The 24,118-nt window shown below is 43.3% G+C and carries 24 protein-coding genes; 10 read left to right on the top strand and 14 right to left on the bottom strand.

Annotated features, from left to right (window positions below):
* Positions 1 to 292 precede the first annotated feature (292 nt).
* Genes B3X18_RS09255 through B3X18_RS09240 form a run of 4 tightly spaced genes read left to right on the top strand, consistent with a single transcriptional unit; the run spans position 293 to position 3,303 of the window.
* Positions 293 to 1,279: an acyl-CoA/acyl-ACP dehydrogenase gene (locus B3X18_RS09255; protein WP_005016625.1), complete on the top strand. Its 987-nt coding sequence runs from the start codon at positions 293 to 295 to the stop codon at positions 1,277 to 1,279.
* Positions 1,267 to 2,046, top strand: a complete 780-nt coding sequence (locus B3X18_RS09250; protein WP_005023323.1) for a PIG-L deacetylase family protein — start codon at positions 1,267 to 1,269, stop codon at positions 2,044 to 2,046. Before B3X18_RS09255 ends, B3X18_RS09250 begins: the two co-directional genes overlap by 13 nt.
* Positions 2,039 to 2,635 carry a class I SAM-dependent DNA methyltransferase gene (locus B3X18_RS09245; protein ID WP_005023325.1) on the top strand — a complete coding sequence of 199 codons (597 nt, stop codon included), beginning with the start codon at positions 2,039 to 2,041 and terminating at the stop codon, positions 2,633 to 2,635. Before B3X18_RS09250 ends, B3X18_RS09245 begins: the two co-directional genes overlap by 8 nt.
* Entirely contained in the window at positions 2,632 to 3,303 is a 672-nt protein-coding gene (locus tag B3X18_RS09240) for a glycosyltransferase (protein ID WP_005023329.1), read from the top strand. Before B3X18_RS09245 ends, B3X18_RS09240 begins: the two co-directional genes overlap by 4 nt.
* Positions 3,304 to 3,351: 48 nt before the next feature.
* Here B3X18_RS09240 and B3X18_RS09235 read toward each other — a convergent pair whose 3' ends face one another.
* The 3 genes from B3X18_RS09235 to lgt form a co-directional block, all read right to left on the bottom strand.
* Positions 3,352 to 3,723: a hypothetical protein gene (locus tag B3X18_RS09235; RefSeq protein WP_005023331.1), complete on the bottom strand. Its 372-nt coding sequence runs from the start codon at positions 3,721 to 3,723 to the stop codon at positions 3,352 to 3,354.
* Positions 3,723 to 4,109 (bottom strand): hypothetical protein, encoded by a 387-nt coding sequence (locus B3X18_RS09230; protein ID WP_005016614.1) that lies wholly within the window; start codon positions 4,107 to 4,109, stop codon positions 3,723 to 3,725. The genes B3X18_RS09235 and B3X18_RS09230 overlap by 1 nt, the downstream gene beginning before the upstream one ends.
* A 71-nt stretch (positions 4,110 to 4,180) precedes the next feature.
* The gene (gene lgt, locus B3X18_RS09225; RefSeq protein ID WP_005016611.1) at positions 4,181 to 4,990 is read right to left on the bottom strand and encodes a prolipoprotein diacylglyceryl transferase; all 810 of its coding nucleotides are present in this window, start codon (positions 4,988 to 4,990) and stop codon (positions 4,181 to 4,183) included.
* A 94-nt stretch (positions 4,991 to 5,084) separates the two neighbouring features.
* On the opposite strand from lgt, the gene B3X18_RS09220 reads away from it, so the two are divergent.
* Positions 5,085 to 5,870 (top strand): NRDE family protein, encoded by a 786-nt coding sequence (locus B3X18_RS09220; RefSeq protein ID WP_005023333.1) that lies wholly within the window; start codon positions 5,085 to 5,087, stop codon positions 5,868 to 5,870.
* Positions 5,871 to 5,910: 40 nt separating this feature from the next.
* Here the strand turns inward: B3X18_RS09220 and B3X18_RS09215 are convergent, their stop codons facing one another.
* From B3X18_RS09215 to tatA, 4 genes are all read right to left on the bottom strand, one after another.
* Positions 5,911 to 8,241 (bottom strand): PhoX family protein, encoded by a 2,331-nt coding sequence (locus B3X18_RS09215; RefSeq protein WP_005023335.1) that lies wholly within the window; start codon positions 8,239 to 8,241, stop codon positions 5,911 to 5,913.
* A 157-nt stretch (positions 8,242 to 8,398) separates the two neighbouring features.
* Entirely contained in the window at positions 8,399 to 9,181 is a 783-nt protein-coding gene (gene tatC / locus B3X18_RS09210; RefSeq protein ID WP_034670279.1) for a twin-arginine translocase subunit TatC, read from the bottom strand.
* Positions 9,178 to 9,639 (bottom strand): Sec-independent protein translocase protein TatB, encoded by a 462-nt coding sequence (gene tatB / locus B3X18_RS09205; protein WP_005023338.1) that lies wholly within the window; start codon positions 9,637 to 9,639, stop codon positions 9,178 to 9,180. Before tatB ends, tatC begins: the two co-directional genes overlap by 4 nt.
* A 10-nt stretch (positions 9,640 to 9,649) precedes the next feature.
* Positions 9,650 to 9,874 carry a twin-arginine translocase TatA/TatE family subunit gene (gene tatA, locus B3X18_RS09200; RefSeq protein WP_005023341.1) on the bottom strand — a complete coding sequence of 75 codons (225 nt, stop codon included), beginning with the start codon at positions 9,872 to 9,874 and terminating at the stop codon, positions 9,650 to 9,652.
* 152 nt (positions 9,875 to 10,026) lie between these two features.
* Between tatA and B3X18_RS09195 the strand changes: the two genes are divergently transcribed.
* Positions 10,027 to 10,902, top strand: coding sequence for an AEC family transporter (locus tag B3X18_RS09195; RefSeq protein ID WP_005023343.1), 876 nt, complete (start codon positions 10,027 to 10,029; stop codon positions 10,900 to 10,902).
* A 58-nt stretch (positions 10,903 to 10,960) separates the two neighbouring features.
* Here B3X18_RS09195 and rdgB read toward each other — a convergent pair whose 3' ends face one another.
* The 7 genes from rdgB to B3X18_RS09160 all read right to left on the bottom strand — a co-directional run bounded on the left by rdgB (position 10,961) and on the right by B3X18_RS09160 (position 19,234).
* A complete protein-coding gene (gene rdgB / locus B3X18_RS09190) occupies positions 10,961 to 11,593 on the bottom strand; it encodes an RdgB/HAM1 family non-canonical purine NTP pyrophosphatase (RefSeq protein ID WP_005023345.1) in 633 nt (210 codons plus the stop codon).
* Positions 11,594 to 11,703: 110 nt separating this feature from the next.
* Positions 11,704 to 12,294, bottom strand: coding sequence for a tetratricopeptide repeat protein (locus B3X18_RS09185; RefSeq protein ID WP_005016576.1), 591 nt, complete (start codon positions 12,292 to 12,294; stop codon positions 11,704 to 11,706).
* Complete coding sequence (gene metW, locus B3X18_RS09180; RefSeq protein ID WP_005016574.1) at positions 12,291 to 12,884, bottom strand: methionine biosynthesis protein MetW; 594 nt, start codon at positions 12,882 to 12,884, stop codon at positions 12,291 to 12,293. Before metW ends, B3X18_RS09185 begins: the two co-directional genes overlap by 4 nt.
* Positions 12,884 to 14,044 (bottom strand): homoserine O-succinyltransferase MetX, encoded by a 1,161-nt coding sequence (metX, locus tag B3X18_RS09175; RefSeq protein ID WP_010699871.1) that lies wholly within the window; start codon positions 14,042 to 14,044, stop codon positions 12,884 to 12,886. Before metX ends, metW begins: the two co-directional genes overlap by 1 nt.
* An 83-nt stretch (positions 14,045 to 14,127) precedes the next feature.
* Positions 14,128 to 15,825 (bottom strand): 2-isopropylmalate synthase, encoded by a 1,698-nt coding sequence (leuA, locus tag B3X18_RS09170; protein ID WP_005023350.1) that lies wholly within the window; start codon positions 15,823 to 15,825, stop codon positions 14,128 to 14,130.
* 337 nt (positions 15,826 to 16,162) lie between these two features.
* Entirely contained in the window at positions 16,163 to 16,846 is a 684-nt protein-coding gene (locus B3X18_RS09165; protein ID WP_005023351.1) for a Fe2+-dependent dioxygenase, read from the bottom strand.
* Between the two features lie 102 nt (positions 16,847 to 16,948).
* The gene (locus tag B3X18_RS09160; protein ID WP_005023353.1) at positions 16,949 to 19,234 is read right to left on the bottom strand and encodes a TonB-dependent receptor; all 2,286 of its coding nucleotides are present in this window, start codon (positions 19,232 to 19,234) and stop codon (positions 16,949 to 16,951) included.
* A 487-nt stretch (positions 19,235 to 19,721) separates the two neighbouring features.
* Here B3X18_RS09160 and tig point away from each other — a divergent pair, with 487 nt between their 5' ends.
* From tig to B3X18_RS09140, 4 genes are all read left to right on the top strand, one after another.
* The gene (tig, locus tag B3X18_RS09155; protein ID WP_005023356.1) at positions 19,722 to 21,053 is read left to right on the top strand and encodes a trigger factor; all 1,332 of its coding nucleotides are present in this window, start codon (positions 19,722 to 19,724) and stop codon (positions 21,051 to 21,053) included.
* Between the two features lie 196 nt (positions 21,054 to 21,249).
* Positions 21,250 to 21,855 (top strand): ATP-dependent Clp endopeptidase proteolytic subunit ClpP, encoded by a 606-nt coding sequence (gene clpP, locus B3X18_RS09150; RefSeq protein ID WP_005016556.1) that lies wholly within the window; start codon positions 21,250 to 21,252, stop codon positions 21,853 to 21,855.
* 28 nt (positions 21,856 to 21,883) lie between these two features.
* Positions 21,884 to 23,200, top strand: a complete 1,317-nt coding sequence (gene clpX, locus B3X18_RS09145; RefSeq protein ID WP_005023359.1) for an ATP-dependent protease ATP-binding subunit ClpX — start codon at positions 21,884 to 21,886, stop codon at positions 23,198 to 23,200.
* Between the two features lie 151 nt (positions 23,201 to 23,351).
* Positions 23,352 to 24,086 carry a DUF2846 domain-containing protein gene (locus B3X18_RS09140; RefSeq protein ID WP_005023361.1) on the top strand — a complete coding sequence of 245 codons (735 nt, stop codon included), beginning with the start codon at positions 23,352 to 23,354 and terminating at the stop codon, positions 24,084 to 24,086.
* The last annotated feature ends 32 nt before the right edge of the window (positions 24,087 to 24,118 follow it).

Here is a 24,118-nt window from a genome sequence, read left to right as displayed (position 1 = left end):
ATATTAGCTTTTTTTAGCCTGACTGAAAACCGCTACATTAAAAGACGAGGTTCATCATGGTTTTATTTTCCAACCACGTTCCTGAATATCAACAGAACCGGATATAAAAATAATTACTGAGTAAGTTACTTTTAATAATATTTTTTTACAGAACCTGACTGAATGAAAGGTATAAGACCTCTATGAGTATCAAGTTATTCAATGTTATAAGTTTTTAATTATAAAAAATTCATCATAATCATTGAGCTCGCTGTGTTCTTTTTAAAGTAATACAGCTATATCTGGGAGTTTTATGACCACCCTGAATACTATATTGACCAAGTTTGAGCAGGATTCTTCTCATCTTTCAGACAGTTTGATCACGACATTTAAGCAACTTTGCAATTTGAGTAGCGAAATTCCTCATCCTGCAAGCGGCCAGACGTATGAACGCTGGAAAGTTCTGGCAAAAGTCGCGGCAACTAACCTGAATCTGGTGAAATGGTTTGAATCCCATCTGGATGCTTTGAGTATTTTGCATGAGCTTGGTTACAGCAAGGTGCCTGTGGGAGTCTATGCTGTCTGGGCTGCAGAGGGTGGCATACAACCACTTTATTACCAAAATGGGCAATGTTCAGGTAATAAGTACTGGTGTTCGGGTGCAGGGCTGGTCGATTATGGACTCATGACCTATCGGGATACACAGAATAATTCACAGCTGTTAATTGTTGACATGCACCAGCCAGATATTTGCATCGACCATAGTGAATGGAATGCTATAGGAATGGCTTATACCCAGACTGCAAAAATCAGTTTTAATAAAGTTGTTGCACAAACGGTAGGGCAGCCCGGACAATATCTAGACCGATCAGGATTCTGGCATGGTGCTGCTGGTGTGGCAGCTTGCTGGTATGGTGCGGCTACCCGTCTGGCCCATACATTACAACAGGCCTGTCAGGAGAAACCCAATACTTTTCGGCTAATGTATCTAGGTGAAGTAAATAGTGCGTTAGCTACTACCCGTGAATATTTCAAATATGTAGCAGCACAAATTGATCAGCATCCTGCGCAAAGTCACGAGCTGATTATTCGGATGTTGCGTATTCAGACTGAGCAGACTGCACAAAAGGTTCTGGACTTGGTTGGTAAGGCATTGGGAGCACGACCTTTCTGTGAAAATACCATGTTTGCCCAAATGGCAGCAGATTTACCGGTTTTTTTAAGGCAAAGCCATGCGGCTTTTGATCTGGAACAGATTGGTGAGCGTTCGGTTATGGAGGACACTGCATGGATGTTATAAATAGTCCGGTAGGAGACCGCCTGATTTATGGAAATGGCACGACCAAACGGGCTTGGCAGCAATGGAGCGGGTTACAGTCATTACAGACGCTTGTCCCTGAGCAAGCCTTTCCGGCAGGGCAACGTATACTGATTATAGCGCCGCATCCAGACGATGAAATTTTAGGATGTGCTGGCCTGATACAGCAGCTTAGTACACTGGAACGTGAAATTCTGCTGGTGGCTGTGACTAATGGTACACAAAGCCATCCGGACTCACAGCTTTATACACCACAGCAGCTGGATCAGCTGCGGCCTCAAGAGAGCCTGAATGCGCTTAAAGTATTAGGCGTGCAGAATCGGGTAAACCGGATTGCACTGCAGCTGACAGATGGTGAAGTGACTGCTGAGCAGCAAAAGTTGTATGCTGCTCTAAAAGAGCTGGTCAGACCTGATGATATTCTGGTGTGTACATTTGCAAAGGATGGTCATCCTGATCATGAAGCAACTGGTCAAACTGTACAGCGGCTGGCAGATCAACAGCAGCTTAGCTGTTATCAAGTCCTGATCTGGTCATGGCACTGGGCCAGGCCACAGGACAACCGTATTCCCTGGAAATCTGCCTGCAAGCTGGAACTGACAGCCGCACAGCTCAGGCTCAAGAAACAGGCGATTCAGTGCTTTAAAAGCCAGCTTGAAACAGACCCAAGTACCGGACAGGCACCTATTTTATCTTCACATACGGTAGAGCGAATCTTGATGCCCTGCGAGGTTTATATACATGCCTGAACAGGATTACTTTGATACACTCTATCATTATAATGATGACCCATGGGGTTATACCCAGCGCTGGTATGAACAGCGCAAACGGCAGATTTGTCTGGCCTTGCTACCCCGGCAAAGGTACGGACGCATATTGGAACTTGGCTGTGCCAATGGGGTTTTTAGTCAAGAGCTGGCCAGCCGCTGTGACGAACTGCTTGGTTTGGATGCAAACAGCAAAGCAGTCGAGTTGGCCCGGCAGCGCTTAAAAGGACAGCTACATATTGATATACAGCAGAAACGGATTCCCCAGCAGTGTCCTGAAGAAAAATTTGATCTCATCGTGATTAGCGAGATTGCTTACTATTTAAATGAGAATGAACTGTTACAGCTGATTGAATGGGTACAACGGAGTTTAAATGACACCGGTACTTTGCTGTGCTGTCACTGGCGTTACCCAATTGACGGGTTTAGTTTAAACGGGAATTTAGTCCATCAGCTGTTAAAGCAGCACCTGAAACTTTATCATTATCTTGGGTTAGATGATCCGGATTTTCTGGTCGACCTCTGGACTACAGAGTCTGGTAGCTTGGCACATCAGGAGGGACTAACATGATTGGCATTGTCATTCCTGCCCATAATGAGGAAGAGCATCTGTCTGACTGCCTGCTGGCCATTCAACAGGCTGTAGATGAACTGCCGGCTTCCGTTCAGGTAAGAGTTTTGGTGGTGCTAGATAGTTGTACCGATCAGTCTCTGAAACTGGTACAACGTGCAGGTATAAACTACTTGCAGTGTGCAGTGCGCTGTGTAGGCCATGCCCGTGATCTGGGTGTTCGCACTCTCATTGCTACAGGTGCCCGCTGGATTGCCTGCACTGATGCAGATTCGAAAGTAGACCGCTTCTGGCTTAAGCAGCAGCTATTGCATCAGCCTGCTGATGTAATCTGTGGCGTGGTTGAGGTAGATAGCTGGCAACATCTGTCGTCACTTACCCGGCAGCGCTATCTGCAGCATTATTGTGATGATATGGATCATCGACATATTCATGGCGCCAACTTGAGTTTTAGTGCCGAGGCCTATATCAAGTCTGGCGGGTTTGGAGCACTAACCTGTCATGAGGATGTAGGTCTGGTGAAAAGAATGTTAAACCTGCAATACAAGGTGATATGGAGTAACCGGGTAAGGGTCATGACCAGTAGCCGCTTAATAGCCCGTACACCTCAAGGTTTTTCGACTTTTCTAAAACAGCTTGAAACTACAGCTTATTGTCCTGAAACCTGAAATGCCTATAGTTCAAATATAAATCTAGCGTTTTGGTTGGAGAAAAATTTATTTAAAGCGTTTGGCGCGGTTTTCATAGATCGATACGATAAATAGTCCTAATGCAGTAAACCCTAGCACCTGTAATCCTAAAATCATTTTATGTTCATCAGGCAATACATAAAGCAAAATAAGAAAAACAGCCAAAGGTACGCTATAGAGCAAAATAGAAAGGCCATTTTTATAAATATTATCTTGTCTTATTTTAAGATTCAGCTGCCTGAGTAGATGTATTGATATGCCCAAACCAAGACTAAATCCTGTCAATACAGCCGACAACGCCTGCACAGTAGAACACAGGTAAATCATGGCACAGGTCATAATACAAACTATCAGCTTAACCTGACGGGTGCAGCGTGCCGAATACCAAAAATCAAGCATTACATACTCTCTTCTGGATTTTTGTTTTTATGTAGAAGGGATAAAGGCGAGAACAGACAAACGGCCAGTGCCATAAAACCAATTCCCTGTGCACCTGGCAGTAAAATTTCGCCCTCTTTCATATTCATAAAAATCAGGGCAAGCAATAATGCTATGGGAATCCAGGTTAACAGACGATAGAGCAAGCCAGCGGGCTGCCCGGCTGCAAAGTGCATTTTGCAGTAACGGCAGATTAAAAAAATGATACCTGTGCCCGAAAACATTAAAATAGCGTCTAATGCCAACGGCTGCATCCCATACAGCACAGCAGTAATTATTGCAATAGATACAAAGATCAGCAATTTACGTGTGATGGAAACTTTAGGATCAAACCAGAACTCAAGCATAGTCTTTTGAAATCAAGCAGAACAGCTCAGAACTTTAGCATAAAAAAGAGGAGCAATTGCTCCTCTATGTATCAGGTATTTTTCTGTGGACCCCAGTCATAAATTTTTCTGTGGTAGGCGTACCACATCATCCACAGACCAATCAGTATCATTGGCAGGGTCAGGAACTGGCCTTTACTCATCCAGCCAATAAAGAGCTGGCCATTGTCCGGTTCACGGAAGAACTCAACCACAAAGCGTGCAATACCATAACCGATCAGGAACAGCGCTGAAACTGCCATACGTGGACGTGGCTTGGAACTAAACCACCACAACACGATAAACAGAATCAGGCCTTCGCCTAAAGCTTGATAAAGCTGGGATGGGTGACGTACCAGATTATCTACATGCGGAAAAACCATTCCGAAGGGATAGTCTGGATTGATAACTGGACGACCCCAAAGCTCACCACCGATAAAGTTTCCGATGCGGCCAAACATCAAACCAGTGGGGACACATGGCGCAATAAAGTCCAGTGTCTGGAACCAGGTTTTCTGATATTTACGGCACCAGAGCAGCATTGCTAGCATAACCCCCAGAAAACCGCCATGGAAACTCATGCCCCCGGTCCAGACCTCGAATAACCAGAGCGGGTTGGCTAGGAACTGATCAAATCCGTAAAAGAACACATAACCCAGCCGTCCACCGATCACAACACCAAGTGCGCCGTAGAAAACCAGATCAGATACCATATCGGTGGTCCAGCCTACACGCTGTTTAACCCGGTAGCTGGCCAGTCCCCAAGCAAACAAGAAGGCCAATAAATACATCAGCCCATACCAGTGAACTTTTAAAGGACCCAGTGCCAGCGCGACTGGGTCAATACTCGGATAGGTCAGCATTACAGCTCCTTTATGTATTCGTTTTGCACAGATTCTAGCGGAATGTTCCTAAAAATGTTGTACATTCAATGTGTAAAGATCATGAGAGATGCCTATGTGTATTGTGGCTTTAGCCTGGCAAGTGTTAGATCGTATGCCATTATGCCTGATTTCTAACCGGGATGAGTTTTATCAGCGACCTACGCAAGTCTTGAATCACTGGGAGAACAGTCCGGTTATAGCTGGCAAAGATTTACAATCTGGTGGTACGTGGATGGGTATTACAGCATCTGGACGTTGGGCAGTGATCACCAATTTTCGTGATGGCACAGACCGGCAGCATTATCCGACCTCGCGTGGTCATTTAGTGCAGGCCTTTTTGGAATCTGAGCAGAAACCCATTCGCTTTGCTCAAATGCTTGAGAAACAACAGCAGGAATATGCTGGTTTTAACCTGGTGATAGGAGATCAAACGCAGGCAGTATATATGAGTAACCGAGGTGAGGCTCCTCAGGTGCTGGCCAGTGGCGTATACGTAATTTCTAACGGGCTCATGAGCGACTCCTGGCAAAAGACCTTGCATTTACGAAAGCGCTTTACCCAGGAATTTTTACCTATGCTCCAGCGTCCTGTTGCTGAGCACATACTGGAGTCAGCTGTCTGGGATATTTTAGAAGATGAGCGCAAGGTAGATCAGAATGCCCTGCCAGAGACGGGTATCAGTCAGGATATGGAACTGCTACTTTCTTCTACTTTTATTCAAAGCCCGATGTACGGAACCCGGTGTTCAAATTTTTTAAGGTTGTACCATCATGCATGGAATTGGCTGGAAAAGACTCAGCAAGGAGAGCAGAGCGGGCAGATTGTGCAGCAGCGGATTTCTCTGACTCAACAAAAATAAATATGCCGGTCAATAGGCCGGCATATTCATAAAAAGAGGATTAACCCGCAATTGCGCCGCCGTCTTTACGGGTAATTACGACAGTTGCCGAACGTGGGCGGGCTGTAGTGTTATTCCGGTCAGTTTGGGTTGCCGGCCAGTGACTTGCAGGAGTTACATAGCTGGCAGAGTCTTCGCCCGGATGCTGCACATTAATGAAAATAGCTTTGTAATCAGGGGTCATGGCAATCCCGGTAATTTCACACTGTTTTGGCCCTACCAGGAAACGGCGCAGGGTTGAGTCTGTTACTTTTGCACCCATTAATGTCTGCTGTCCGCTTGAAGTAGTTGCGGTAGTACCATCACCAATCTGACCTGGCAAAGCAGCAAGCATCATACAGTTTGTGACATCGGTATAAGCTCCATCATCTGTTTGAATCCAGAGCACACCACGCGGGTCAAACCACATTCCGTCTGGTGAAGACAGGTCATTGTTATCAGTCAGACCAGACAGGTTAATATTTGATGCCATAGAGGCTTCGGCACCAAACAGATAAATATCCCACTTGAAGGTTTCAGCTGTAGTTTTATCATCGGTTTCTTTAAAACGGATAATATGACCATTTACGTTGCCACTTTGAGTTTTTTTGTCTTTAAGGTCATCATAATTACGCGGGTTAGCTGCATCTGTCGGGTAACTGGTTCCCCGATTCGAGTTGTTGGTCAGGGTAACGTAGATTTCACCATTTACCGGATTAACGGTCGCCCATTCCGGACGGTCCATTTTTGTTGCGCCGACAGCATCCCCCGCTAAACGGGCAAATGTCACCACATCGGCTTGAGAGGTGAAGGGATAAGTACTGCTACTTTCATTCAGACCATTTTTACCATAGCTTAGTTCAATCCACTGGCCTGAACCATCACTGTTAAACTTGGCAACATACAGTTTTCCTGAGTTCATGTATTTATCGCCAGCAGTATAGCCGCGGTTTACATCTTTCGGGTCCCATACTGCACTCGAGACAAATTTATAGATGTATTCGCCTTTAGAGTCGTCACCCATATAAAATGCCAAAGGTTGGCCCGCTACTGCACGGCAGGCACTGTCTTCATGTGCAAAACGGCCTAAAGAAGTACGTTTAACCGGTCTCTGACCGCCATCAAACGGGTCAATCTCGACCATCCAGCCAAAAGTATTGGGTCCGTTACGATAGTCCTGAGTAGGCTGATCCGCTTTTACATCAGCATTCCAGCGGTCATATAGATCCTGTGACTCAACCTGTCCAATGACAGTTTCCCAAGCATAGCGTGAGCTTGCGCCCAAATAGACTGGTCGACCCTGATCATCAATATTTGGTATTAAATTACCATTTGAATCTTTTCTATAAACAATTTTGCCATCTTCACCCTTTTTAGGAGCGCCCTGCTCATCCAGCTCATAAAGATAAGGTTCGTCTTTTTTTAGTCCCAGACCATAACGTTTTAATGCGATTTTCTCGGCATTTGTACGTTGGTACTCGTCATGTCCTGAACGCTGGAAATAGCCAATAAAGTTTTCTTCGGTAGTTAAATAAGTACCCCAAGGTGTATAGCCATTGCCACAGTTGTTATGTGTACCACGTGTTTGACGTCCGGCAGGTGAAAAACGTGTAGCAAGCAGACTGGAACCTGCAGCAGCACCGGCAAAATCCATTTCTGTTGAGGCAGTAATACGGCGGTTAAAAACAGAGTTTTTAACAATTTCTACTTTTTGAGTTGCCGGGTCCTTTTTAATATGGACTACAGATACGCCGTGCGCATTGGTTTCACGAATAACTTCATCCTCAGGACGGCGTCCTTCAACCTTGGTTGGACCTTTAGGATGAAGGAAGGTCTGGTTGATGTATTCATGGTTCATTACCAGCAAACCTTGTGCTGAGACCGTATCATCAAAGCGGTCTGTAGCGCTGTTTAAACCAAAGAAATGCATACCATCATGGCAGTCACCAGAACGGAACTGGAAGCTTGGACCAGGTGGAATATCATTATCATTCCAGTCCCCAAGCATTGGATTAATTGGGTCTCCCAACGCATAGATTACAGTAGCTTGATAGCCTTCAGGTACAGTCACAATGTCATCCAGATTTTTAGCCACTGGAGTAAATGAAAGTTTGCTAGGCTTCTGGTTAGGGTCATTCGGAGTAACTGGTGCTGTTCCGCTATTACTATTGTCGTCATCATCATTACAGCCAGTCAGTGTAGAAGCCAGCGCCAAGGCAACTGCTCCACTTGCTGTCTTGGTAATGAGACTGCGGCGCGTCATGCGTTGCTCTAAAATGTCACGGAAATGGATATTAGATGAAGTATTATTATCAAGTTCTTGATCTTCATGATATGGCGTCAGCTGCGTCATGTTTTTTCCTAAATACAAGTAAGGTGTTGTTAAGTTGTAATTAAATTAGGTGATAAATATGACGGGACCTTGACGGTTAAGTGACATTCAGGTGAAGAAAATAAGACAGTATGATGAAAAAAGCAGACCGAAGTCTGCTGAAATAAAGTTGAAGATCTTAGACTGCTCTACGCCTTTCAATGAGTTTTCCAAAGAAAAGTCCAGCTTCGAAAAGTAGCCACATTGGAATAGCCAGCATAACCATGGAAATTGCATCTGGTGGAGTAACAAACATGGCGATAAAAAAACACCCGACAATGATAAAACGTCTTTTCTCGACCAGTTGTTGTGTAGATACAACCCCAATCAAAATCAGAAGCAAAGTAATAATCGGAATTTCAAAAGTCAGTCCAAATACCAGAAACAGTTTTAAACAGAAAGCTAGGTAACTATTAATGTCTGTCATCGGTGCCACTGTTTCAGGTGACACACTCATGAAGAAATGCAGAATTGAAGGCAGGGCAACAAAATAGGCAAATGCAATGCCGGCATAAAACAAGCTGATACTTCCTACCAATAAGGGCAGGGCTAAGGATTTTTCTTTTTCATATAGCGCCGGTTTTACAAATGTCCAGAGCTGATAAATGATAAAGGGCATGGCAATCATGAGGGCGATAAAGAAATTCAGCTTGAAGGGCACCATGAACGTCGCGGTTACATCGGTCGCAATCATGGTTGACGAGCTGGGTAACTGGGCCCTTAGTGGTTCTGAAAGTAGCTGATAAGTCCGGTTTGCAAAAGGCAGCAGACAAAAAAATAGAGCAATTAGAATAGCAACAATTTTAAAAAGATGACGGCGCAAAATCATTAAGTGCCGGGTAATGGGCATCTCTTCAAGTTGGGTTTGTGACTGCTCATTTAATATTGGGCCTGGGAGCTGTGAAGGAGAAAGTTGACTCATACAGCCACCTTGAGTTCAGGATAAGAAGACTGTACAGGGCTTTCTGGCTGTTCAGTAATTTGGCAAAAGCAGGCCGGCCGTTCTGGTTGACGAGTCAGGACCAGAGACGGGGCTTGCTCAATAAAAAAGTACTGCGTGGATAAATTTTTATTATGAGTATTTGCATGTTCTTGTAGAGCGTTATCTGCAAAGTTTTTGTGTTGTTGTAGTTCATGCATCTGGGCTTGCATTTTCTGTTCCAGCTCTTGAATACGGGCCATTTCCTGCTGCATCTGCTCACGGAGTTCTGAAAGGCGCAATTCACGGTCCAGATCAGCCTGTACATTACTGACCATACGTTTGATCTTGCCATACCACCTGCCAGCAAAGCGCGCTGCCTCTGGTAACTTTTCCGGCCCAAGCACCAATAAAGCAATGATGCCAAAAGCCAGCAGCTCAGTCATACCAATATTGAGCATGAAAAATACCCTAGTGTTTTACGGTTGAATTTGTGTCAGCACTAACATTCTGGTGTTCAATAGTGCGCGGTTCCTGAAGGGCTACAGTTTGCTGCTCATCTTCGCGAATAGATTTTTTAAAGTCTTTAACTACACCACCTACATCTTTACCTAAATTTTTAAGTTTTGACGTGCCGAACAGCAAGATAACGACAATTGCAAAAATGACCACATGCCAAATAGATAGTCCAGCCATAGAAAATTCTCCTGTTTTAACTAGAAGATATCTCAACAGGTCTGTATGACAGCCTTGTGACTTATATATTGCAGTTTAAAGACAGCCTGCCATTTAGAGCATTTAATTAATGTTAGTGCTACCATAGCGCCACAACACCAGAGGAAAACCACGTGGCATTGCTTTTACCCCTCTTTGCATTTTTATGTGGTCTGGGACTGGCGACAACTGCATATGCCTCTGCATTAAAAACTATGCTCGCAACCCTGCTGGCACGAGTATTTATACCCGCTGTCATTATTTATAATATGGTGTTTTATCAGGCAGGCAGCCTTAGCCTGATGATATTTAGTTTTATTGTCGCGGTAATTCTATTTTATTTTTTCTGGCTCATTTCTCAAGACAAGCTCCAGTCTTTATGTTTTAGCTATGTAAATATGGCTTGGCTCGGTTTTCCTTTTGCGATTGCTTTATTTGGGCCTGAAATCAGTGCACCAATGGTAGCTTTATATATTGGCGGTTCAATTTTTGGCAACATCTGGGCAGTGACTGCGGTCAGTTCGGAGCAGCAGTCCTGGAAGAGTATTTTGCAAAAAGTGCTTCAATCACCACCAGTAATTGCCCTGACTATTGCTATATTGTGCCGCTTATTCGGTTTTCAGTATATGCCTGAGCATAAATGGATTGATATGCTTTACGGTCTGGCCAAAATCGGTATGAGCTTTGCGGGGATGTGCGTGCTAGGCATGTGGCTGCGCCGGACGAAAGTTCAGCTAGACGATATAACTTATAGTTTAAAACTGGCTGTACTTAAACTGTGCTGTGGACTGGTTTTATGTAGTCTGACTTATTTTTTTATTTCTATTCCACATATCGGGCAGTATATAGGAGTCATGTTTCTACTGTTCTGTTTGCCGCCGGCGGCAAATATTGTGGCGCTAGAAACTCATTATCAGGGTACTGGAATCTCTGCCAAGTATATTGCTTCAGGTACTATGGTGAGCTGCGCAATTATTCTGATTTATGGTCTGCTACTACACATCGTTTAAAGTTCCTTTCTTAAAGAAAAGGAACTTTTCACCCTTTAAAACGAATTTAAACTGTGGCTTATTGATGATTCTGCAAACTTCGTTGAAATAGCTGCATGGCCTGCCCGCGATGACTGATTTTATTTTTCTCTTCTTTTGGCAGCTCGGCACTGGACAGGCCAAGTTCTGGTAACCAGAACAGGGGATCATAACCAAAGCCATGTTCACCACGTGGTTTTTCCAGAATCTCTCCTTGCCACACGCCCTCAAAAATTTGCGGTAGCGGATCTTCAGCATGTTGTACTAAGGCCAAAACACAGACAAACATGGCTTCAACCGGTTCTCCGGGTCTTCGCAGAGATTTTAATTCTTCCAGTAAGCGAGCATTATTGGCTGCATCATTCCCATGTTCTCCAGCATAGCGAGCCGAGTAGATACCGGGTGCTCCATTTAAAATCGGGACACAAATCCCCGAATCATCGGCAATCGCCGGTTTGCCAGAAATACGTGCAGCATGACGGGCCTTAATAATGGCATTTTCAACAAAGCTCAACCCGTCTTCAATTGCATCAGCAATATTTAGCTGACCTTGAGGAATGACCTCAACTGGAAGTGCCAGCTGTTCAAACAGTTTTTCAAACTCGGCAATTTTCCCTTTGTTGTTACTGGCCAGAACCAGACTTTCCTGAGATAACCATGTATTTGCAGACATTTTATTGTGCTCGTCACTTTAAGAAACAGTTTAAATATTTTACCTCAAATCGAATGCTTTATTGAGACCATAAAAAAGCGCCCGAAGGCGCCTTAAATACAAGCTTCAAATTATTGGGCCTGAATCCATTTGTCTGCACGGTCACGTGCCATACGAATCTGTTCCTGGGTAAGGTTAGCTGCCAGTGCAGTTTTCTTGCCCTCAGACAGATTAATAACTTTAGTGTCGAGCATACCGTCGCGGGTAGACAGTTCATACCACTGATAAGCACCTACATAGTTCTTTTTCTGCTCTTCCATCATTGCCAGGTTAAAGCTGGCACGGTTGTCACCGCTGCTGGCGGCTTTTTCAAAATAACGGCGAGCCAGAATCTCATCTTTTTTTACGCCGATCCCGTCTGCATACATCCGGCCCACATTCAGTTGGGCAGCAGACAAACCTTGGTCAGCGGCAGCTTTAAACCAGGCAAATGCCTGCTTTTCATCCTTTTGAATATCTTTACCGTACTGGTAATGGGTGGCTAAATAGAACTGGGCACCTGGCTGGCCTGCTTTTGCAGCTTTAACCAGATCATTGATCCCCATAGTTGAATAACGCGCTGCCTGGGCTGCTGTAGATTGTTGTTGTGGAATATAGTCAGCATGCGCCTGGATAGTTAAAAGTCCAAATACCAATGTGCCAATTAAGGTCGTTTTTTTCATAGAGCGCTCACTCGATAAATAGCGACTTCACCAAACAGATTCGGAACATGTTTACTCAGTAAACTACCTTGCTGATTCCCATTCACGGCGAGTCGGTTAATAATTTGGATATCATTTTCCGCGCATAAAGCTTCAAAATCGCGGAACGTACATAAATGAATGTTTGGGGTGTTATACCACATATAGGGTAGAGCATCCGAAACAGGCATTTTCCCTTTAAGAGCCAGAAAAGAACGGGTTTTCCAGTGGGCGAAGTTCGGGAAAGTAATAATAGCCTGTTTCCCTACACGCACCATGTCACGAAGTAACACATCTGGTGCATCCACCGCCTGTAAAGCCTGTGCCATGACTACATAGTCAAAAGACTGATCATCAAAACGGCTCAAACCCAGGTTCAAATCCTGCTGGATAATATTTAACCCGCGACTGATGGCAATTGCAATCTTTTCTTGATCAATTTCTAGTCCATAGGCCTGAATTTGATGCCGGCGGCTCATATGGGCGAGTAATTCTCCATCCCCACAGCCAAGATCAAGGACTTTAGAGCCTGGTTTGATCCAACGTTCTGCCAGCTGCTGATCAATACGCATTATACCGTCTCCTTCGGGGTGGACTTCAGGTGTTCTTCGCCACCAAGAAAAGCACGCAAGGTTTTTACATAAAGCGGAATCGGGAACAAGAACGAGTCATGGCCCTGTTCAGCGTCAATATCCAGATAACTGACCGGTTTATGATTCGTAATCAGAGCTTCTACAATTTCTTGTGAACGCTTTGGAGTAAAACGCCAGTCTGTAGTAAAGGAAATGACCAGAAAACGGCATTTGGTCTGGCTCATGGCCCGGGTTAGGGACTCTTCATATTCACGGGCGGGATCAAAGTAATCCAGAGCTTTGGTCATGATCAGATAAGTATTGGCATCAAAATTACGGCTAAACTGTTCACCCTGATAACGCAGATAGCTTTCAACCTGAAACTCGACATCAAAACCATACATGAATTTTCCGGACTTCAAGTCACGGCCGAATTTTTGCATCATGGCTTCTTGCGAAAGGTAGGTAATATGGCCGACCATACGCGCTAAAATCAGACCGCGTTTTGGATAACTGTCGTGTTCCAGATAGCGCCCATGATGGAAATCCGGATCAGAGAGAATAGACTGGCGTGCGACCTCATTAAAAGCAATATTCTGTGCAGATAGTTTAGGTGCACTGGCAATCACCACACAATTCTTCAAGCGGTCCGGATAATCTACTGACCACTGTAGTGCCTGCATGCCGCCGAGTGATCCACCCACAATTGCGTACCACACATCAATTCCTAACCGGTCTGACAGGAGTGCCTGGGTTTTTACCCAGTCACGTACAGTGACCAGTGGAAAATCCGGACCATAGGGCAGGTTATCATTATCAGGGTTAGGGGAGGTTGGACCGGTTGAGCCATGGCAGCCCCCAATATTATTCAGGGCCACTACAAAAAACTTGTTGGTATCAATGGCCTTGCCAGGCCCAATACAGGCATCCCACCAGCCCGGTTTTTTATCATCTTCATGATGATAACCTGCGGCATGATGATGACCAGATAATGCATGGCAAAGCAGAATCGCATTGGACTTGTCTTGGCTCAAGGTACCATAAGTTTCAACCATCAAGTCAAAACGGGGCAGAATACGTCCACATTCTAGTTCGAGTGGTTCTTCAAATTGAAACTTTTGCGGGGTGACCAGGCCCACTGAGTCGCTTGGAAAAGACACGGGAATGGTTCGCCTTAAATCTTTAAAAATGAATAATAAAAAGGATACCAAGCTCAGGGTATCCTTTCAAAAGGAATTGTATATTAAATCGCGGCAGCAATGACCTGTTCAGGGTGTAATACGCCCTGATCAATCAGGCGGTTAGTACAGGCAAGGATGGCCTCAATTGAAGAGGTTACGATATTGTCGTGTACGCCGGCACCAAAAGCATTTTTACCCGAACCTTTGACTTGCAGTTCGACCAGTGCCAGTGCTTTTGCATTAGCACCTGAACCAATACTGCGTTCTTCATAGTTCAATACATCAATCGGCAGTTGCAAGGCATCCAGAATAGCCGAAATTGGCCCATTGCCTTCTCCACGGATCTGTTGCTTCTGGCCATTCATGGTCACTTCAAGTTCAATGACCTGATTACCATTATGGTCGGAAAGCTTATAGTTCTGTGCAATGTAGTGAGTATTTTTAGCTTCGACATAGGTCTGCTTGAACAGTGACCAGATTTCCTGGGCAGTAATCTCGGTTGCGGTCGCATCTGTGTGCTCTTGTACTACTTGTGAGAATTCAATCTGCAAGCGACGTGGCAATACAACGTTATAGTTAGATTCAAGCAAATAGGCGATACCACCCTTACCTGACTGTGAGTTGACGCGAATTACTGCATCATAATCACGGTCCAGATCTTTGGGATCAATTGGCAAATAAGGCATATCCCAGATTTCTTCATTTTTCTGGAATTCAAAACCTTTCTTGATGGCATCTTGGTGCGAGCCAGAAAATGCAGTAAAGACCAGATCACCTGCGTATGGATGGCGCGGGTGTACAGGCAAACCGGTACATTCTTCAACTGTAGCAATTATTTCATTAATATTGGAAAAATCCAGGTTTGGTGCCACACCTTGAGTGTACATATTCAGGGCAATTGCTGCGACATCAACATTACCAGTCCGTTCGCCATTACCAAATACGCAGCCTTCCACACGGTCTGCACCTGCCATAATGGCCAGTTCTGAGGCAGCAATACCGCAGCCCCGGTCATTGTGGCAATGAACTGAAATAATTACGCCATCACGACGTTCAATATTGCGGTGCATCCATTCGATCTGGTCTGCATAAACATTTGGCGTAGAAACTTCTACAGTAGCTGGCAAGTTTAAAATAACCTTATTTTCCGGAGAGGCTTCCCAGATTTCAGTTACAGCATCACAAACGTCTTTGGCAACCTCAAGCTCGGTTGCAGAGAAACATTCAGGGCTGTACTGAAAAATAAAATCAGTTTCAGGATACTGCGCTGCATATTCTTTCACTTTTTGTGCTGCATTAATCGCTAACTGCTTGGCACCATTGATATCTACATTTAATACCTTGTTACGGAAAGTCGGTGAGTTGGCATTATAGATATGCACAATCGCGCGTTTGGCACCTTCCAGCGCTTCAAAAGTGCGTTGAATCAAGTGGTCACGTGCCTGAACCAGAACCTCGATATAGACATCATCTGGAATATGATTTTCTTCAATCAGCTTACGGGTAAAGTCAAAATCAATCTGTGAAGCAGATGGAAAACCAATCTCAATATGTTTAAAACCGATCTTTATCAGCATCTGGAACATCTTGAATTTCTGTTCAAGATCCATCGGTTCAAAAATGGCCTGATTACCATCACGCAGGTCAGTACTCATCCAGATAGGCGCTTGATTGATTTCTTTATTTGGCCACTGGCGGTCTGGTAAATCGACACGCTGATACATACGACGGTATTTTTTACTTGGGTCAGCCAACATCATGAGGGAACTCCTTATGTAGCAAGGTGGCTCGGATCGAATTTAAGCGCAACGTACTACTTTTATATTAACTATATTTTGTCAAACTATTTAAAATTTCAAGGTATCTTTTAGCCTTATACAGGCAGGTATATATTATGCGCGCGCGAGGCGCAGCATCAGGGGCAAGCTCAGGAGGGAGCCTGTAGGGAGGAGGGCGAGAATATTCGGGTATATATTCATGCCCTTAAAATTACGTGATAAAAAATAAGCTGTCAATCGTTATCTGTAAAATAATCAGACAACTATAATTAATAGAAAAAGCCTATTAAAATAACAGTTTATTTTTTCTTTAACTGTCTTAAAGCTCTGCCCATTTACGCATCAGGTTGTGATACAGATTTGTGAGCTTGATAACCTCCTGATGCTGGTCACCCAGCTGCATGCGCAGGTTTTGTATAGTCTGGTCCAGATTAAACAGCATATGACGTTCTGCATCATCACGTACCATACTTTGTACCCAGAAAAATGAAGCAATCCGGCAGCCTTGGGTGACTGGTGTGACTTCATGCAGACTGGTTGAAGGGTAGAGAATCATGTCTCCGGCTGGCAGCTTGACTTCGTGATAACCATAAGTATCTTCTACCACCAATTCACCTCCTACATACTCTTCCGGCTCACTTAAAAATACAGTACAGGACAGATCGGTCCGTAACCGCTCATTGGTCCCACGGATACGGCGGATAGAGTTGTCGACATGAAAACCGAATGCCTCATTATTTTCATAGCGATTGAATAACGGAGGAATGATATCAAGAGGAATGGCGGCCGATAAAAATAATGGGTGCTGGCCTAAAGATTCTAAAATAATTGTACTTAAATGATGAGTAAGAGGATGGTCTTCTGGAAGCTGCTGATTTTGTTTGACCGTGGCTGACAGCGTCCCTGCGGTGACTTTGCCATTGACCCACTCAATTTTAGCCATTTCTTCCCGAAAATGCTGGACCTGGGTTTGAGTTAATACATGAGGAATATGATGGATCACGGCTTTCACCTGTCTTAGTAAAATATGGATATAAAAATAGCCCCTATATAGAGGCTATTTTAAGCTAAAAACCATAAAAATATTATGGTTTTCGGCACAAGATTAATATTTAAAGTTTAAAGACAGTACAGCATTGCGGCCTTCTGCTTCTGTAGCATAGTGAGAAGCATAGGCTTTAGTGAAATAGCGTTTATCTGAGAGATTGTTAAGGTTCAGCTGCAGATCAACATTTTTATTTACGTTATAGCGTGCCATGGCATCGTAACGGACATAGCCCGGTACATACTTGGTATTGGCTAAGTCACCATAGACTTTGTCCATTGCAGTTGCACCAGCACCAAGTTGAAGTTGTGGAAGAGCCTGATAGTTTGTCCAAAGTGTAGCGCTGTTTTTAGGAACATTCGGCATCCGGTTACCGTTAAATACCGCTTGGTCAGTACAGGTTGTGCCACGACAGCTTACGCCATTCTTAGTTGCTTCACTATCTAGATAGGTATAGCCGGCGCTGATATCCCATTTATCGGTAATTTTACCGTTCAAGCCCAGCTCAATACCGTCAACTTTGCTTTCGCCAATATTACTATAAGTAGTAGGACTCAACTGAATACGCGCATTCTGCTTTTCAGTACGGAAAATTGCAGCAGTTAAATTTAAACGATTTTCTAAAAGATCCCATTTGGTCCCAATTTCGAAAGTCTGGCTTTCTTCAGGATCTAAATTGCTATACGCTGCGCCAATACCTTCAGAACCGTCACCAGCATCTACACCTACAGGGTTTGCAGATGTTGCATAGCTGGCATAAATTGAACCATTTTCAACTGGTTTGAAAGTTATACCTGCTTGATAAGTAAAGAAATCAGTATCACTTTCAGTTTTAACTTGCTCGCCAACTTGTTTTGTTGGAGGAGTGGTGGATGAACCTAGAACAGCACTGTTACGTGCGCCATATGTCATGGTTTGTTCTGTATCAAACTTGTCCCAACGTAAGCCTAAATCTAAAATCCATTGTGGATTGAATTCAATGCTGTCTAGGAAATAAATAGAAGTAGACTTAGTTTGTGTATTATATTGGTCTGCACCTTCAGTACTGATACTTCCTGTCCATGGTCCCCGATTAGGATTTTGAACAGAAGTACACCAGCCCGAAGCAATATCGGCAGGGGTACATTTGTTGTATTCTGCACCTGTAGCAGACAAGCCATTAATAATATATTGAGTACGATCTGTTTCTTGATCCGAATACTCAGCACCTAAGTTAAAGCTATGCTTAAGAGTGCCAGTATTAAATTTTCCAGTTAATGCTAACTGGTCAGTAAATGTATCAGTATTAGCAATACGTGAGTTTACACGTGCCCATACATTCCCATTTTTATAAATGTTTCCTTGAGAATCATCCGGGTTGGTCCACAGATAATCATTCTTAGACTTGCTATAAACTGCGGTATTTGAAATGGTTAGATTATCAGCCAGATCATGTTCTAACTTGATTGTACCAACCTGATTTTCCTGTTTTTGGAAATCACGGTCTTTCCAGCCGTAATAAATTCCTTGTTTGACATCAATTGGCTTTCCTGAATATTGCGAATATCCAGTAGGGTTGTTGTATGGTACGCCTGAATCAGGAGTATCGTCTGTTTTTAGGTAGTAGTAGCTCAGGGTCGCACGAGTAGAAGTATCTAAACCAAATGTAATACTTGGTGCAATACCGGCACGTTTATATTCAGCCCCATCAGACTGGCCGGCTTTTTCATTGTGGTGCCCCATAATGGCAACGCGGGCTGCTATCCCATTACCGAAGTCTTTATTACCATCTAGCGTTATACGCTGATAATTATCTGTACCATTTTCAACAGAGCCTTCTAGAAAGTCGCCTTTTTTAGCTACTTTAGAAATCAAGTTGATACTGCCGCCCACTGTACCTGCTCCGCCCATAGCAGAAGCAGAACCTTTAGTGACTTCAACCTGTTCTACAGCAAACATTTCACGGTTTTGAGAGGTAGCGTTACGAACGCCATCAACATACATTGAACTTTCAGAGTTATAACCCCGAATAAATGGTCGGTCTCCATTTGGATTTCCACCTTCACCTGCTCCTAGGGTAATTCCAGGCACAGTGCGTAAGGCATCACTTAAAGTCGTTACTTTAGTATCTTCAATCAGCTGATTCGAAATAATAGAAACTGATTTAGGGGTATCTAGTAAAGGAGCAACAAATTTGCTATTTGCAGACTGATCTACCTTTAAGCTTTGTTGTTCTGTGGTGGCTTGGGAGTGAATAGTTTCAAGTTGAGCAACTTGATCTTGTGCAACAGCATGCCCCGCCATCACTGAAAGTGATGAGACAATCGCAGAAGATACGATTTTCTTACGTGTTTTGATGAAAGCCATTTCTTACTCAAAATGTATAGTGTGAAATTGTATGCGAATAATAATGATTCTTATTTTTTATCACCATATTTTTGTATTGGTATTGGCAATAAACTTTATATCTTTAATTCAATAAATTAATGTTATACAGTAACTTAAAATTTATAAGTTTTTGATAATTAATATTTTGTGTTGAATACGGGAATTTATAGCTTTTAATAGGATATTTAAATAAAAACTAAATACTTCTTTATAAAAATTAAAATTGATCAGCGCTTTATTAAAAGGGCAAATTTGACAGAGTTTCCAATATTTTTAATTCTCTATCAATATTAAGGGAGGAAGTTAATATTTAATTCGGGACCAAATTTAAAATAATCTTCTTAATTTCATGCAAATCAGGCGAATTCAGGTAGTTTCTTCGGTGTATTTTGTATATCTTTAAATGTTGTCATATAATGTGGCACTTTTTAAAACTGTTATTACTAACACACATATCGAGGAAGCCATGCAAGTAACTTCTGAAGCGGTTTCGGGCGTTGCCCGTCGTTTAAATGTTTCTGTACCGACGAGCCGTATTAACGAGCAGTTTGAAGCTCGCTTGAAACGCACTGCCAAAACTGTGAAGATCAACGGCTTCCGCCAGGGCAAAGTGCCTGTAAACGTTGTACGCCGTGAATATGGCGCTGGTATTTATCAGGAAGTGGTGAACGATATTATTCGTGACACTGTATTTGAAGCGATTCAACAAGAAAAAATCAATGCTGTTGGCATGCCAAATATTGATAAAGTTGAAAATAAAGATGATGCGCTGGTATATGAAGCCACTGTAGAAGTTTATCCTGAAGTAGAAGTTAAAGCTCTAGATACTCTTACTGTTGAGCGTAAAACATCTGAAATTCAAGATAAAGATGTTGACCAGATGATTGAAAACCTGCAAAAACAGCGTCAAACCTGGGTTGAGACCAAAGGTATGGCGAAAAAAGACATGCAGGTCACTTTTGACTTCGAAGGAACAATCGATGGTGAAAAATTTGAAGGCGGTTCTGCAACTGACTTTAAACTGGTCTTAGGCTCAGGCCGTATGATTCCTGGCTTTGAAGATGGCATCATTGGCATGAAGAAAGGCGAAGAGAAAGTGATTGATGTTACTTTCCCTGAAGACTATCAGGCTGAAAATCTGGCAGGTAAAGCGGCACAATTTAAAATTACTGTAAAGCAGGTTGAGAAAGCAAAACTTCCTGAACTGGATGCTGAATTCCTGCAAACCTTTGGTGTTTCTGAAGAAGAAGGAATTGACAAGTTAAAAGCTGACGTTCGTAAAAATATGGAACGTGAAGTTCGTAACGGTCTTCGTAACCAGGTAAAACAGGCTGCATTTGATGCACTGGTTGAAGCAAATGAAGTTGAAGTTCCAAGTGCCATGGTTGCTCAGGAAATCGACCGCCAACGTCAACAGATGATCCAGCAGTTTACCCAGCAGTTTGGTGGTGCAAACGCGCAAACTTTTGACAAGAGCATGCTTCCTGATGAACTGTTTAAAGAACAGGCAGAAAAATCAGTAAAACTTGGTGTACTGGTAAGCAAGGTTTTGGCTGATGCTAAACTTGAAGTTGATCCGGCTCGTGTAGAGGCTTATATCGAAGATATGGCTTCTTCTTATGAAGACCCAACTGAAGTTATTGAGTACTTCAAAAATGATAAACAGCAACGTGCTCAAATCGAGGCTGTTGTGCTTGAAGACCAGGTTGTTGACTATATTCTTGCTGCAGCTCAGGTTTCAGATACAGAAGTGAGCTATGAAGATTTGCTAAAAGAACAGCAAGCTCGTCGTGCTTAAATCTGACTGATACAGAAAAAGGCGCTTAATGCGCCTTTTTTTATACACGTCGTAAATTTGTTAAATTAGTTTATATACACGATATTTCCCCGTTTTTTATTCAATATTCACTAGGGAAAATTTTGCATTTTTGCAAATTATCCCTCATATTGTGGCTATGAGCTGAGTCATAAGAATTTTAGGAATAAATAGCCCTATGTATGTCCCAAGTATTGAAAATGCTTTAGTTCCGGTGGTGGTTGAGCAATCATCTCGTGGTGAACGTTCTTTTGATATTTTTTCACGGCTTCTGCGTGAGCGTGTAATTTTTTTAACTGGTGAAGTTGAAGATAACATGGCCAATCTGATTGTGGCACAAATGTTGTTTTTAGAGGCAGAAAATCCTGACAAGGATATCCATCTCTACATCAATTCACCAGGGGGATCAGTCACTGCAGGTATGGCAATTTACGATACCATGCAGTTTATTAAACCAGATGTAGTGACCTATTGTATGGGACAGGCGGCTTCAATGGGGGCATTTTTATTAAATGCCGGTGCCAAAGGTAAGCGTTTCTGTCTGGAAAATGCCCGTGTCATGATACACCAGCCTTTGGGCGGTTTCCGTGGTCAGGCTTCAGACATTGAGATCCATGCACGTGAAATACTGTTTATTAAAGAACGCCTGAACCGTCTGATGGCTGAACACAGTGGTCAGGACTATGAACGTATTGCACGTGACACTGACCGCGATAACTTTATGACAGCTCAAGCTGCCAAAGAATATGGCCTGGTTGATGAAGTTCTCAGCAAGCGCCCTTAATTTTTAAGATTCAAGTATTGGAGTAAATATGTCCGAACATCCTCAAGGACAAAAGCATTGTTCATTTTGCGGTAAAACGCAGTCTGAAGTCGGGAAACTGATTGCAGGCGAGGACGCTTATATTTGTAATGAATGTGTGGACGTATGCTTGGACCTTGTACAAACCAGCCAGCAAGTCGAAACTGGTGACTGGGCAAGCCGTCCTTTGCCAAAACCGCACGAGATTCGTGCTGCGCTTGACCAATATGTGATTGGTCAAGATATTGCTAAAAAAACATTGTCTGTAGCTGTCTACAACCATTACAAGCGTCTGAAAGTCAGCCAGAATGGACAGAAAACAGAAGATAAGGTTGAAATTGCCAAAAGTAATATTTTGCTGATCGGACCGACAGGTTCAGGTAAAACCCTGCTTGCACAAACTCTTGCCCGTCTTCTGGATGTACCATTTGCTATGGCAGATGCCACCACTTTAACTGAAGCCGGTTATGTGGGTGAAGATGTCGAGAATATTGTACAGAAGCTTTTGCAAAAAGCTGATTACGATATCGAGAAAGCACAGAAGGGTATTATTTATATCGATGAGATTGATAAGATTACTCGTAAGTCTGAAAATCCATCGATCACCCGTGATGTTTCTGGTGAAGGTGTTCAGCAGGCTTTGCTGAAAATGATTGAAGGTACAGTTGCTTCTATTCCACCTCAAGGTGGACGCAAGCATCCACAGCAGGAATTTATCCAGGTAGATACCTCAAATGTCCTGTTTATCTGTGGCGGCGCTTTCTCCGGATTGGAAAAAATTGTACAGCATCGTCAGGAAAAAGGTGGAATCGGCTTTACTGCAGAAGTAAAAAGCAAAGATGAAACTAAAAAGCTTGCCGAGCTGTTCCGTCAGGTAGAACCGGCTGATCTGGTTAAATTTGGCTTGATTCCAGAATTTATTGGTCGTCTGCCAGTGATTGCAACACTTGAAGAGCTGGATGAAGATGCACTGATGCAGATTCTGACAGAGCCTAAAAATGCATTGACCCGTCAATACCAGTATCTTTTCAATATGGAAGATGTGGATCTGGTATTTGAAGATTCTGCCCTACGTGCTGTTGCTAAAAAGGCACTAGAACGTAATACCGGAGCACGTGGTCTACGCTCTATTTTGGAAAATGTCCTGCTCGAAACCATGTATGACCTGCCAAGCCGTAACGATGTCGGGACAGTGGTCATTAATGAGGCAGTAATCAATGATGGTGCTGAGCCAGAATATCGTTCTGAGCGTTTGCCGCGTCAAGAAGGTGAAGAAGGGGCAGTCCCTAAATCTGAGCTGAAGGTTGTGAATACCAAATCTGCCTGAGTCTGATTGGCTATTCATCTGAAACGTGCCGAGTGTAATCCGCTGGGCACGTTTTTTTATTTTCAAATTTACATGCGGGTGTTAAGCTCAATAGAATGTTAATGCAACATGATAAAAATTTAAAACAAGAAAAACATGGTAAGGGATAATCATGCGCTATTTATTGCTGACAATACTTGGTAGCGGAATGCTATGGGGATGTCATACTCGACCTGTTTCGCCTCCAACTCCGGCTTTGGTCTCTACGTTAAAAAATATAGATCTGAGTCAGTCGCCTTCTATGCTAGAGCAGCACCGGGTTGGAATGTTTTCAGTTGGTTCCTGGGTAAACCAGAAACCGGGACAGCTTTTTCAGCGAGTTAAGCCCCAACATCCGCAAGCTGCAGTGGTATATCTGTACCGTCCGGATAGCCGCTGGAACCGGCAGGAAGTAGTAGCACCTAATTTTTTTCTGAATGGTGAGCGTATTCCGAGTCTGATCAGTAATCATTATTATTGGCTGGAACTGGCCGAGGGTCATTACCGCCTGACTATTAGCCGGCCCTTAGGCGTAATACATTTTCAAAAGCCGATAGTGGCTGACTTTAAAGTGAGTGCTGGTCAGCAGTATTTTCTGAAGTATGAAGAAGAGAAATTTCGGGGCTCACCTGACCATAATCTTGGTTTATTGCGCGCAGGACCATTAATACAAATGCCTGTCAAACAGGGACTCCGTGAAATTCGCACTACCCAGCTTAAAAGTCCCGGACTTAATTTCGCTGCTTTTACTGATGCACAGGGTAAATTAACTGAACCCAAGCGTAAAATTGTCAAACAAAATTATGAAGAAGGTGAAGAGCTGGCTTTAAAGAAGCGTTTTAAACTCTGGAATCCTTTAACTTGGTAAAATTAGTTTTCTTTTCTTAATATCTAACTAAG

The organism is Acinetobacter sp. UBA6571, from assembly GCF_002434085.1.
In the GTDB taxonomy this organism is placed as follows: domain Bacteria; phylum Pseudomonadota; class Gammaproteobacteria; order Pseudomonadales; family Moraxellaceae; genus Acinetobacter; species Acinetobacter radioresistens.
The sequence above is the reverse complement of the archived record's forward strand: the minus strand, read 5'-3'. Positions and strand labels throughout refer to the sequence as shown.